The sequence below is a fragment of the Corynebacterium sp. genome (assembly GCF_030538285.1).
In the GTDB taxonomy this organism is placed as follows: domain Bacteria; phylum Actinomycetota; class Actinomycetes; order Mycobacteriales; family Mycobacteriaceae; genus Corynebacterium.
Genome location: NZ_JAUNUG010000060.1, coordinates 1 through 11,555 on the forward strand (window position 1 = coordinate 1; position 11,555 = coordinate 11,555).

Below are 11,555 nucleotides of genomic sequence, written 5' to 3' on the forward strand. Positions count from 1 at the left end.
GCCACCCCGGCGGGGTGTTATTCCACCCACCCGATGGCAGCCCACCCAAAGCTAATCCCCACCCCCTGCGGAAATACTCCGCCAGAGGGCTGGCTACGTGATCACCAGGTGGAGTCGCCGCGGAAGGTGACGTCCACGCCACCGTCGATGAAGATGACCTGACCACACAGATGAGTGTTGGCCGGGGATGTCAGCCATGCCAGAAGCTCCGCCGCCGATTCCGCAGGCATCCAGCCGTTCAGAGGCATGGGTACCTGCTCCTCGAGCTGCGCGCGTCCCTCCGGTGAAGAGGTGAGCTGCTCCGTCATGGGGGAGATGACCACCCCGGGTGCGATGGCGTTGAGCGGGATGCCTGCGCCCGCCCATTCCGGGGTCGGGGCGTTGCGGCGCACCCACCGGGCGATCGCCTGCTTCGACGTCGAATAGTTGAGGTAGCCGACTTGCGGTCCTGCCTCCTCCAAAGCCGTGGCGCGGGTGAGGGCGGTGGGCTCGTCGGCGTCGAGAAGCGCAGCCAGCAGCTCCTCGTCGGCGGGCTGCAACGACGCCATTGACGCCGTGACCACCGCACGCGGCGCAGCTGAGGCCAGCAGCAGAGGCCGCAGGCCCTCCAGGGTGGCTACGGCGCCGAAATAGTTCACCTTCATGGTCGCCGCGATCGGGGCGGAGATACCGGCGTTGGCGATGACCCCGTCGATACAGCCGCTGGAGAGTTCCCGCGCCTGGTCGATCATGTGCTCACGACCGTCGACGGTGCTGAGGTCGGCAATGATGTCCGCACCCCGGAGGTCCACACCGATTACCCGGTGGCCCTGAGAGGTGAGGAGAGCGGCGGTAGCGGCGCCGATGCCGCTGGCGGAACCGGTGACAAGATACGTGCGTGACATGGGTTTCCTTTCACTGGGGGACTGTCTCCGATGCTAGGGGTCCTGTCCGGCCCGCACGTCGATAGAAAAGCTCTGCTACTTCGCTCCGCGCGCCTTACGGGTAACTCCGACGCCTCCCATGAGCGCGATACCACGGAAGCGGATCACCGGGGCATCGGCGGGGATATCCTCGCGGCGCAGCGTGACGCTCTCATCGTCCGAGATGCCGAAACCACCCATAATGCCAATGCCGTCACTGACCACACGCACGTCCTCCGGGACAATGATCTCGATGCCGCCCATGACGGCGATGGCATTGATCACTGTCTCCTGAGCGCCCAGGCGGGCCTCCCTCAGATCGACGCCGGTTCCGCCCATGATCGCCAGGGAGGTGTGCGTCGGCGAGCACAACCAGTTGCCGGCGCGCTCCGAGCCGCCCATGATGGCGACGCTGAAGGCATCACCGCCGGACTCCCCGGTGACCTGGGAACGGGCAGGGGGCTGGTGGGGGCGGGGCTCGGGTGAGTAGTCGGGGCGGACCGCCGGCGTGCGCTGGTCAAGGACTGCCGCTGGGTCCGGGAAAAGGTCCTCCAGCGGGGTGAGCAGCTCCTCACGGTACTTAGTGGACCAGATCAGCTGGGTCCGCTCGTCGAATTCCCGGTAGTCGAGCTGCCCCTGTGAAAAGGCCTGACTCAGGGCAGCGGCGGCGCGCTGCCGGTCGTCATCGCTGGCACGAATGCGGAACGGGTCGGGGGTGTTCATAGTGTCGATGGTACGGATAGGCGGGTTACTCGTCGTGCCAACGGGACAGGTGCGCCAGGAGGAGGCGGTCCGACTCCTGCTTGGCCTGCCGATTGCCCTCGACGGTGCCGCCGAGCATCGTCTCCCAGCTATTGCCGTAGGCGGCGATGTCCTCGGCGAAGAGATGACCGGCGCCCGGGAAAATGTGCGGTTCTAGGCGGGGATTCTGCGCCGCCAATGCGCGCGCGGCGATGTCGCCCTGCCACATCGCGTCGGCGTCGCCGGCAAGAAGGAGACCCTCGCCATCGAAGCGGCCGATGTCGATGCGCGCGTCGAGGGGAGCCTGCCGGGCGGCGTCCTCGTAGGTGGAGCGGTAGGAGACGGGCAGGCCGAGTATCATCCGGCCGATCATGCCCGCGTCGAAGGGGAACTCGGCGAATGGGAGTGGTTGGCCCTGCCAGGTGAAGCTGCTGGTCTGTTCGTTGCTTTCGAATTGGAGCCCGGCATAGGTGTACTCGGATGGGGTGTACAACACGATGTGGTCGATCTCCGGGTAGCGGACCGCGAGGTTGGCTGTCAGTTCCGCTCCTTTCGACGTGCCAATGACGGTGAGCGGGCCGGATTGCTCCTGGTGCTTGTCGATCCAGTCGAGTGCCTCCCGGAAGAAGTCGAGTGGGACTTCCGAGAGCGATTTTGGTTGGCCCTGCTGTCCGAAGTAGTAGAGTGCCAGGACGTCGAAACCTTGGGCGGCCAGCTGTCTGGCCTGAGCATCGCCCGCGCTTCCCTCGGAGCCGCCGAAGATGATGACCATGCCCGGGTATGAATCGGCGGCGTCGGGCCGGTAGTGGATGCCGCGCAGGTAGTCGCCGTCTACGCTTTCTCCACCGTGGGTGAGGGCATCCCCGCGGTCGGTGACATCAGGGCCGGGAATGGCGTAGTAGTTGAGGTTGTAGGCGCGGACGCCCCACAGCACCAAGACCACGGTAACCAGCCCGCCGAGTACTTTAAAGAACGTCTTCATGATGCTTCCTTTCGTCTCTACTCTATGGAGTTCCACGCTGCCACGTTCTCACTGCGTCAGGTCAAGGATTTTGGATCGGCGGGGGGATTCCGGTAACGTGCTCGGAAGTCCCACGTCTTTATGGTGGGAGCCTTATTTCCTCCCGGTAGGCCAGCGAGAGCGGCTGACTGGGTCTCGCACGTTTAAATGTTCGTGTGCTTCCGAGGGGCTAAGGCGAAGAAACTTCCGAATCTCTCGGTCGGCTCATCCGACCGGATAAGCCGATCAACACAGAAAGACGGTTATGCCCACTATTCAGCAGCTGATCCGTAAGGGTCGCCATGACAAGACCGCGAAGATCAACTCCGCGGCTCTGAAGGGTTCCCCGCAGCGTCGCGGCGTGTGCACCCGTGTCTACACCACCACCCCGAAGAAGCCGAACTCCGCTCTGCGTAAGGTTGCCCGTGTGCGCCTGACCACCGGCGTCGAGGTTTCCGCCTACATCCCGGGTGAGGGCCACAACCTCCAGGAGCACTCCATGGTGCTCGTGCGTGGCGGTCGTGTGAAGGACCTCCCGGGTGTCCGTTACAAGATCGTCCGCGGCACCCTCGACACCCAGGGTGTCAAGGACCGCAAGCAGGCCCGTTCCCGCTACGGCGCCAAGAAGGGACAGTAATCAATGCGTAAGAACCGTGCTCCCGAGCGTCCCGTTGTCAAGGACCCGGTCTACAACTCTGAGGTTGTGACCCAGCTGGTCAACAAGGTCCTCCTGGATGGCAAGAAGTCCACCGCCGAGCGTATCGTCTACGGCGCCCTTGAGGCTTGCCGTGAGAAGACCGGTACCGATCCGGTCGGTACCCTCGAGAAGGCTCTGGGCAACATTCGTCCGGACCTCGAGGTTCGTTCCCGCCGCGTCGGTGGCGCCACCTACCAGGTGCCGGTTGAGGTCCGCCCGGGCCGTTCCAACACCCTGGCCCTGCGTTGGCTCGTCTCCTTCACCCGCCAGCGTCGTGAGAACACCATGATCGACCGCCTCGCCAACGAGATCCTGGATGCGTCCAACGGTCTCGGTGCTTCCGTGAAGCGCCGCGAGGACGTCCACAAGATGGCTGAGGCCAACCGCGCCTTCGCCCACTACCGCTGGTAGTACCGGGATTTTCGCACATGGCCCAACCGACAGTCGCTCACAGCCGTCTCGCACGGCCCTGAGCTGACTCGTCGTTGGGCCTTTGGCGTTGTACCCATAGAGCCTGCTGTGCCGTAAACTGGTGTGCTGGCGAAGTTTCCTACTTCGACTCATGCCTGTGCGGCCAATCAATGGCAGTATTGAACAAGACCTATCCACCGACGGCGTCCCGCCGGGCGTCGTAGATCTACAAGTTGGGGTAAGACTGTGGCACAAGAAGTGCTTAAGGACCTGAACAAGGTCCGCAACATCGGCATCATGGCCCACATCGATGCCGGTAAGACCACCACGACCGAGCGCATTCTCTTCTACACCGGTATCAACCGTAAGGTCGGCGAGACCCACGACGGTGGCGCCACCACCGACTGGATGGAGCAGGAGAAGGAGCGCGGTATCACCATTACCTCCGCAGCTGTCACCTGCTTCTGGGAGGGTAACCAGATCAACATCATCGATACCCCGGGTCACGTTGACTTCACCGTTGAGGTCGAGCGTTCCCTGCGTGTTCTCGATGGCGCCATCGCTGTCTTCGACGGCAAGGAGGGCGTGGAGCCGCAGTCCGAGCAGGTGTGGCGTCAGGCCACCAAGTACGACGTGCCGCGTATCTGCTTCGTCAACAAGATGGACAAGCTGGGCGCTGACTTCTACTACACCGTCGGCACCATCGTCGACCGCCTCGGCGCCAAGCCGCTGGTCATGCAGCTGCCGATCGGCGCTGAGGATGACTTCGACGGCGTCGTCGACCTCGTCGACATGAAGGCCCTTACCTGGCGCGGCAAGACCGAGATCGGTACCGAGGCCACCATCGAGGAGATCCCGGCGGATCTGCAGGAGAAGGCCGCGGAGTACCGCGAGAAGCTGCTCGAGACCGTCGCTGAGTCCGATGAGGAGCTCATGGAGAAGTACTTCGGCGGCGAGGAGCTGACGAAGGAAGAGATCCAGGGCGCGATCCGCAAGATGGTCGTCAACTCTGAGATCTACCCGGTCTTCTGTGGCACCGCCTACCGCAACAAGGGTGTCCAGCCGCTGCTCGACGCTGCTGTCGCGTACCTGCCGAACCCGCTGGACGTGGGCGAGGTGGTCGGCACCGACGTCAACGACGAAGCCGTCAAGATCAGCCGTAAGCCCTCCACCGAGGAGCCGTTCTCCGCGCTGGCGTTCAAGATTGCAGCTCACCCGTTCTTCGGCAAGCTGACTTTCGTGCGCGTCTACTCCGGCCGTGTGCTGCCGGGTGACCAGGTGCAGAACTCCACCAAGGGCAAGAAGGAGCGCGTCGGCAAGCTCTTCCAGATGCACGCGAACAAGGAGAACCCGGTCGAGGAAGCTCTCGCCGGTAACATCTACGCGTTCATTGGCCTGAAGGACACCACCACCGGTGACACCCTCTGTGCTTCTGATGCGCCGATCATCCTCGAGTCCATGGACTTCCCGGACCCGGTCATCAAGGTCTCCATTGAGCCGAAGACCAAGTCTGACCAGGAGAAGCTGGGTGTCGCCATCCAGAAGCTCGCTGAAGAGGATCCGACCTTCACCGTCGAGCTCGACGAGGAGTCCGGCCAGACCGTCATCGGCGGTATGGGCGAGCTGCACCTCGACGTCCTCGTCGACCGCATGAAGCGCGAGTTCAAGGTTGAGGCCAACGTGGGTGCCCCGCAGGTTGCGTACCGCGAGACCATCCGCAAGCCCGTCGAGAAGCTCGAGTTCACCCACAAGAAGCAGACCGGTGGTTCCGGTCAGTTCGCTAAGGTCATCATCGGTATTGAGCCTTACGCTCCGGGTGAGGATGAGCTGGAGGAGGGCCAGAACCCGCTGTACCTCTTCGATAACGCCGTCACCGGTGGTCGTATCCCGAAGGAGTACATCCCGTCTGTCGACGCTGGTATCCAGGACGCCATGCAGTACGGCTACCTGGCTGGCTACCCGCTGGTGAACATCAAGGCCACGCTTATCGACGGTCAGTACCACGACGTCGACTCCTCGGAGATGGCGTTCAAGATCGCCGGTTCCCAGGCTCTCAAGGAGGCTGTCGCCAAGGCGAAGCCGGTTCTGCTGGAGCCGCTGATGGCCGTTGAGGTTGTCACTCCGGAGGAGTACATGGGTGATGTCATCGGTGACATCAACTCCCGCCGTGGCCAGGTCAACGCCATGGAGGACCGCGCTGGCGCCAAGGTCGTCAAGTCCAAGGTGCCGCTGTCCGAGATGTTCGGTTACGTTGGTGACCTGCGTTCCAAGACCCAGGGCCGCGCGAACTACACCATGGTCTTCGACTCTTACGCTGAGGTTCCCTCCAGCGTCTCCGAGGCCATCATCTCCGAGCGCACCGGAAACTAGCTTCCGGAAAGTGCTTATCGACGTCCCCTTGTGCCGGCGTCGATAAGCACTGGCGGGTAGCGGTCGTGCTGAGCAGGCATCGAAGCCGATGTCGGTTGAGCCGGCCGTTACCCACCGTGTGATCCACTCGGCCGCGGTTTGAAAAAACAGCGGTGGAAATCTAGGATCGTGTAACTGGCACATTGTGAAAACGTCATCCGGCTTGTTCCGGTCATGACGACTGTCAACCACGTGGCTGCGAAGGTCGTAGCCACCATGAAGTCCAGGAGGACATACAGTGGCAAAGGCGAAGTTCGAGCGTACGAAGCCGCACGTCAACATCGGCACCATCGGTCACGTCGACCACGGCAAGACCACCACCACCGCCGCCATCACCAAGGTTCTGGCCGACAAGTACCCGGAACTGAACGAGTCCTTCGCCTACGACGCCATCGACAAGGCGCCGGAGGAGAAGGAGCGTGGCATCACGATCAACATCTCCCACGTTGAGTACCAGACCGAGAAGCGTCACTACGCTCACGTCGATGCCCCGGGTCACGCCGACTACATCAAGAACATGATCACCGGTGCTGCTCAGATGGACGGCGCCATCCTCGTGGTCGCCGCCACCGACGGCCCGATGCCGCAGACCCGTGAGCACGTCCTCCTGGCCCGCCAGGTCGGCGTCCCCTACATCCTCGTCGCCCTGAACAAGTGCGACATGGTCGACGATGAGGAGATCATCGAGCTCGTCGAGATGGAGGTCCGCGAGCTGCTGGCTGAGCAGGACTACGACGAGGAAGCTCCGATCATCCACATCTCCGCTCTGGGCGCCCTCAACGGCGAGCAGAAGTGGGTCGACTCCGTTCTCGAGCTCATGCAGGCCTGCGATGACTCCATCCCGGACCCGGAGCGCGAGACCGACAAGCCGTTCCTGATGCCGGTCGAGGACATCTTCACCATCACCGGTCGCGGCACCGTCGTTACCGGCCGTGTCGAGCGTGGTCAGCTGAACGTCAACGAGGATGTCGAGATCATCGGCATCAAGGAGAAGGCCACCACCACCACCGTCACCGGTATCGAGATGTTCCGTAAGCTCCTCGACTACACCGAGGCTGGCGACAACTGTGGTCTGCTGCTGCGCGGTATCAAGCGTGAGGACGTTGAGCGCGGCCAGGTCATCATCAAGCCGGGCGCTTACACCCCGCACACCGAGTTCGAGGGTTCCGTCTACGTCCTGTCCAAGGACGAGGGCGGCCGCCACACCCCGTTCTTCGACAACTACCGTCCGCAGTTCTACTTCCGCACCACCGACGTCACCGGCGTCGTGAAGCTGCCGGAGGGCACCGAGATGGTCATGCCGGGCGACAACGTCGACATGTCCGTCACCCTGATCCAGCCGGTCGCCATGGACGAGGGCCTGCGCTTCGCTATCCGCGAGGGCTCCCGTACCGTCGGCGCTGGTCGCGTCACCAAGATCATCAAGTAATGATCTGATCTGTGAGGGTCCGGTGGGTATCACCCACCGGGCCCTTTCTGATTCTCGGGTGGGTGGGGTATCTTCTACCCCATGCTCAGAACGATTCTCGGCGCCAAAATCCACCGCGCCACTGTGACGCAGGCGGACCTCAATTATGTCGGGTCCGTTACTGTTGACGCTGACCTGTTGGCCGCCGCCGGCATCATCGAGGGGGAGAAGGTCGCCATCGTCGACGTCACCAACGGTGCACGTCTGGAGACCTACGTCATCACCGGCCGCCCCGGCACCGGTGAGATCTGCATCAACGGCGCGGCCGCGCACCTCATCCACCCGGGCGATATCGTCATCCTGATCTCCTACCTGCAGGCCACCACCGAGGAGGCCCTGGAGTATGAGCCGCGCATCGTGCACGTCGACGCCGACAACCGCATCGTCGCCCTGGGCAGTGATCTGGCTGAGGCTGTCCCTGGTTCGGACACGGTCTCCGCGCGCATCTGATGCGGGATCCCCGGGTACTCGACGCGGTGGGGCGTGTGTGGGAGGGGCGCCCGGAGCTGTCGTTGCCGACGTTGTTCGCCATGCTCGCCAATCGGGGTGTCGGGTGGGGTGCTACGGATGAGGATCTGCTCCGCGAACTTGCCGTGATGGAGCGTGAGCGCCCCGCACGCCTATCGGTGGTCGATGCGAGCTACCTCATTCTCGCCGGTGATCACCGCGTCACTGTCGACCCGTGGCGCGTCATTGTCCGTCGCCCGGGTGTTACAGCGCAGCCTGGGGTGTGGGACTATTCGTCATTTCGCCCGGTCACCGTCGGCGGACCCCTGGTGCTGACGTCCCGCGACGGCATCGATCATCGCCTCGGTGAGGTCACCGCCATCAAGCTTATCGACGCCGCCGCCACCGAAAGCCTCGACGGACTCCAGCGCAGGGACATGGAGGATCGCGTCTACCTGCTGGTCCTGGAGGATGAATCGACGGTGTTGCTCTCCCACGGTCTGCAGCGTTTCATCACCGGTCGCCGTGAGTTGGCGCAGGAGCAGGTGCGGTGGGAATCATTGCAGGCATGCACCCCGGCTGAACCTCTGGTGGTCCTTCCGCCCGGGGGAGGGCGCCCGTTGGAGTTCGCCGCGGTCAGTGCCATCTATCTCGTGGAGGCCTGAGGCGGGAGAAGATGCAGCTTATAGACACTGTCGACGGTGATGCCCGGCACCGCGGACCGGAAGTCCTGCTCAGCAGATTCCAGGGTGTCGCGCAGCGAAGGGACGTCAGCCCCGGAGCGGGCGCGGACGGTAATGGTCATCGTCGGGCGATCCCAGTGGTCGACCACCGTATGCAGCACCGAGTCGACACGCGGATGTACCTCCAGGTCCTTGGCGATCGCCGCGGCGATCGTCGCGAGGTTGACGCCGATCGTGCCCGTGGCATCGGAGGCGGGGGAGATCACCCTCCCCAAACGGTAGCGGCGGACATTGAGGGCGATGAGCCATCCGCCGAGCAGCGCCGACACCACCCCAATTCCGGCCAGCACCCAGTCGAACCACTCGGCGTCGGGAGCAGCTCGCCAGGCGGGGAAGTCGATGAAGTCGGTGAGGCTCTGTGAGAAAGGCAGGTCGAAATAAAGGCCCACGGCCCAGGCGCCACCGGCCAAGATGAGCAGGCCGACGATGAGCACGACAATCCGGTCGAAATAGTTGATCCTCTTGTTCACTTCTCCACCTCCTGCAGTGGGCGTTGCCGCACCTTGAGGGAGAGGTTGAGCCCGAGGTCCTCGATGAGGGGGGTGAGGGTGGCGTCGATAAGCGGGGCGAGATCCGGCTGATGTCCGGTGACGGAGACGACAGCCGAACCGCCCGAGACATGTGCAACTGCCGTGGATACCCCGGGGACTCCACGGGCAGCGGCGGCCAACAGCCGGGAGATGTCAACCGGGCGCATCCACACTGGCGCCGCCGCACGGATACGCCGGTGAGTGCGGATGCGTGGGCGCAGCGCCACCCACACCAGGAATATCCCGAGCAGTGCGGCGGCGATGCCGGTCGGCAGCATCCAGGGTTCATACGTGGCGTCACCGATGGTCATGAAGATTGGCTCCACCCACGTATCCCAGTCTATGGATCGGGAGTTACGCAGCCAGATCTCGCGGCCACACACAATGGCCACACCGAACAGGATCAGGCCGATGAGAATCGCCACTGGACGGGCCCAGGGCTGTGGGCGGGGGGATCTATCGGACACGACGCCCCCTCACAGTCACCGGTCGTAGCTTCGGGTGCGCCGGATGATCGGCGACTGCTGTCTCGGTGACCGGCAGGCCCGGCACCACCGGTCCGACGATAACGTTGACGCCGGTGACCTGAAGGCCCGTCATATCCTCCACCCACTGGGCCACCGTCCGCCGCACCGCCACGGCCACCGCAGTGACGGGACAGGGCCAAACCACCGCGATGAACGCCTCGATGGAACAGGTGCCGGCGGAATCGTCGACGATGACGTCATAGCGTGGGTACGTACGGCCTGCGAGCCGGTCGAGACCGCGACCCAACTCCACCGTCCCGGGAACGGAGGCGGCCGCCGCCGCCACGATGCGTTCGACGGCGCGTTCCGTGATGTGCACACCCATCTACTCCCGACCCCCGATCCGCCGGGCCAGCGCCATGAGGTCGAGGCGGCCATCACAATGTGCGCCGATCACCCCGCCGACTGCGCCGAACAGCACGGCGTACAGTAGCCCGCCCCACCCGCCGAAGATGGTGGCGAACGCCAGAACCAGACCGAGGAGCACTCCGCGGCGGGTGTTATCCATCGGTTGCCTCCGCGAAGATGATGTCGACCGGCAGGTCGAGATGTCGGGCGACAACGTGGCGGACGTCGACGGCGACGTCGATAAGCGGGCGCCGCACCGTCAAATCAACAACGACGTGTACCTCTAGGCCGTGCGACGTGCGACGCAGCCCGTTGACGCGGCGCCGCGGGAACAACAAAGCAACTTCCCCGAAACGACCGGCGTGCAGTGCCGCCACGCCGGATACGTCGCGAATGTCCCCGGCGAGGGCGACGGCGGTCTCAGGGTTCATCGACGGTGCCACCCAGATCCAAGTGCACATCATGGACGGTAACGTTGACCTCCGGAACCTTAAGACCCGTCATCCGCTCGACAGCGGTGATGATGTTCTCCCGGATGGCCTCCGCCAGGTCGTGGATGGCCACGCCGTACTCCGCGACGATGGAGACATCCACCACCGCCTGCCGGTCACCCACCTCCACGTGCACGCCCTGCGGGGCCCTCGTCCCGCTACCGCCGAGCGCATGCACCCCGGAGACCTCGCGGGCGGCCAAGCCTGCGATCCGGGAGACCACGACGTCCTCGATGCGGGTAATACCGCGGGACGGGTTGTTTAGCTCCGACATAATGTGACTCCTGCAACAACGGGGGCGGGCGAGTGATCCCCATAGTAGTTCTGAGAGCGCGGATTGTGTTTGTGGGGCGTGACGTGCTTTAATACATGGGTTGCTTTAACACGACATGTGCCCGGGCGCAGCTCGGAAAGACATCGTCGCTGGTGAAGCGAACATGACACCTTCGTCAGACACTCCGTCAGGAATGGCTGGGAAGGCTTCCCGATCGGGTCAAGGTCACCGCTACAGGTTCGACACACCCGAGAGAGAAGACCGGAGAAGGGGCATGGCAAATAAACAGCGGCAGTACACGAGGGCCCACGCTTATCGCGAGATAAACGTATCCCTTCCTACTTGACTAACGGGTCTTGTACCCCGTCAGGAGCACTTCCGGTGGCCTTTGTCAGCCCCGGACACCTCCCGGCCAGTCATGGCAGTTAAGTAACTGGCGTTGCGCCCAGGCCCCAGAGCCCGGACAACGTTATAGAGAAATCGAGAAGCGAATTCCCACCGCTCCTAAATGTGATGTGGGACAAGCGAGGAAGAGGATAAGCGTGGCCGGACAGAAGATCCGCATTC

Annotated in this window: 15 protein-coding genes; 6 read left to right on the forward strand and 9 right to left on the reverse strand. The window is 63.5% G+C overall.

Annotation, left to right across the window (positions count from 1 at the left end):
- Positions 1 to 101: 101 nt before the first annotated feature.
- From Q4G50_RS13390 to Q4G50_RS13400, 3 genes are all read right to left on the reverse strand, one after another.
- Positions 102 to 884 carry an SDR family oxidoreductase gene (locus tag Q4G50_RS13390; RefSeq protein WP_303378153.1) on the reverse strand — a complete coding sequence of 261 codons (783 nt, stop codon included), beginning with the start codon at positions 882 to 884 and terminating at the stop codon, positions 102 to 104.
- A gap of 75 nt (positions 885 to 959) precedes the next feature.
- Positions 960 to 1,625, reverse strand: coding sequence for a DUF1707 domain-containing protein (locus Q4G50_RS13395; RefSeq protein ID WP_303378154.1), 666 nt, complete (start codon positions 1,623 to 1,625; stop codon positions 960 to 962).
- A 25-nt stretch (positions 1,626 to 1,650) separates the two neighbouring features.
- Positions 1,651 to 2,625, reverse strand: coding sequence for an acyl-CoA thioester hydrolase/BAAT C-terminal domain-containing protein (locus Q4G50_RS13400; RefSeq protein ID WP_303378155.1), 975 nt, complete (start codon positions 2,623 to 2,625; stop codon positions 1,651 to 1,653).
- A 283-nt stretch (positions 2,626 to 2,908) separates the two neighbouring features.
- Here Q4G50_RS13400 and rpsL point away from each other — a divergent pair, with 283 nt between their 5' ends.
- The 6 genes from rpsL to Q4G50_RS13430 all read left to right on the forward strand — a co-directional run bounded on the left by rpsL (position 2,909) and on the right by Q4G50_RS13430 (position 8,740).
- The gene (gene rpsL, locus Q4G50_RS13405; protein ID WP_303378156.1) at positions 2,909 to 3,280 is read left to right on the forward strand and encodes a 30S ribosomal protein S12; all 372 of its coding nucleotides are present in this window, start codon (positions 2,909 to 2,911) and stop codon (positions 3,278 to 3,280) included.
- A gap of 3 nt (positions 3,281 to 3,283) precedes the next feature.
- Positions 3,284 to 3,751, forward strand: a complete 468-nt coding sequence (rpsG, locus tag Q4G50_RS13410) for a 30S ribosomal protein S7 (RefSeq protein WP_273057354.1) — start codon at positions 3,284 to 3,286, stop codon at positions 3,749 to 3,751.
- Positions 3,752 to 3,997: 246 nt separating this feature from the next.
- Complete coding sequence (gene fusA, locus Q4G50_RS13415) at positions 3,998 to 6,121, forward strand: elongation factor G (protein WP_303378157.1); 2,124 nt, start codon at positions 3,998 to 4,000, stop codon at positions 6,119 to 6,121.
- A gap of 277 nt (positions 6,122 to 6,398) precedes the next feature.
- Positions 6,399 to 7,589: an elongation factor Tu gene (gene tuf, locus Q4G50_RS13420; protein ID WP_303378158.1), complete on the forward strand. Its 1,191-nt coding sequence runs from the start codon at positions 6,399 to 6,401 to the stop codon at positions 7,587 to 7,589.
- A gap of 81 nt (positions 7,590 to 7,670) precedes the next feature.
- Positions 7,671 to 8,078 carry an aspartate 1-decarboxylase gene (gene panD / locus Q4G50_RS13425; protein ID WP_303378159.1) on the forward strand — a complete coding sequence of 136 codons (408 nt, stop codon included), beginning with the start codon at positions 7,671 to 7,673 and terminating at the stop codon, positions 8,076 to 8,078.
- Positions 8,078 to 8,740: a hypothetical protein gene (locus tag Q4G50_RS13430; protein ID WP_303378160.1), complete on the forward strand. Its 663-nt coding sequence runs from the start codon at positions 8,078 to 8,080 to the stop codon at positions 8,738 to 8,740. Before panD ends, Q4G50_RS13430 begins: the two co-directional genes overlap by 1 nt.
- Here Q4G50_RS13430 and Q4G50_RS13435 read toward each other — a convergent pair.
- From Q4G50_RS13435 to Q4G50_RS13460, 6 genes are read right to left on the reverse strand one after another with little or no spacing between them, the layout of a single operon-like run.
- Positions 8,722 to 9,288 (reverse strand): hypothetical protein, encoded by a 567-nt coding sequence (locus Q4G50_RS13435; RefSeq protein WP_303378161.1) that lies wholly within the window; start codon positions 9,286 to 9,288, stop codon positions 8,722 to 8,724. The genes Q4G50_RS13430 and Q4G50_RS13435 overlap by 19 nt on opposite strands.
- Positions 9,285 to 9,773, reverse strand: coding sequence for a DUF6286 domain-containing protein (locus tag Q4G50_RS13440; RefSeq protein WP_303378162.1), 489 nt, complete (start codon positions 9,771 to 9,773; stop codon positions 9,285 to 9,287). Before Q4G50_RS13440 ends, Q4G50_RS13435 begins: the two co-directional genes overlap by 4 nt.
- A 31-nt stretch (positions 9,774 to 9,804) precedes the next feature.
- On the reverse strand, positions 9,805 to 10,200 hold the full coding sequence (locus tag Q4G50_RS13445) for an Asp23/Gls24 family envelope stress response protein (RefSeq protein WP_303378163.1): 396 nt from the start codon (positions 10,198 to 10,200) through the stop codon (positions 9,805 to 9,807).
- The gene (locus Q4G50_RS13450) at positions 10,201 to 10,383 is read right to left on the reverse strand and encodes a hypothetical protein (protein WP_303378164.1); all 183 of its coding nucleotides are present in this window, start codon (positions 10,381 to 10,383) and stop codon (positions 10,201 to 10,203) included.
- Positions 10,376 to 10,654 (reverse strand): hypothetical protein, encoded by a 279-nt coding sequence (locus Q4G50_RS13455; RefSeq protein WP_303378165.1) that lies wholly within the window; start codon positions 10,652 to 10,654, stop codon positions 10,376 to 10,378. Before Q4G50_RS13455 ends, Q4G50_RS13450 begins: the two co-directional genes overlap by 8 nt.
- Positions 10,644 to 10,988 carry an Asp23/Gls24 family envelope stress response protein gene (locus tag Q4G50_RS13460; RefSeq protein ID WP_303378166.1) on the reverse strand — a complete coding sequence of 115 codons (345 nt, stop codon included), beginning with the start codon at positions 10,986 to 10,988 and terminating at the stop codon, positions 10,644 to 10,646. Before Q4G50_RS13460 ends, Q4G50_RS13455 begins: the two co-directional genes overlap by 11 nt.
- Between the last annotated feature and the right edge of the window lie 567 nt (positions 10,989 to 11,555).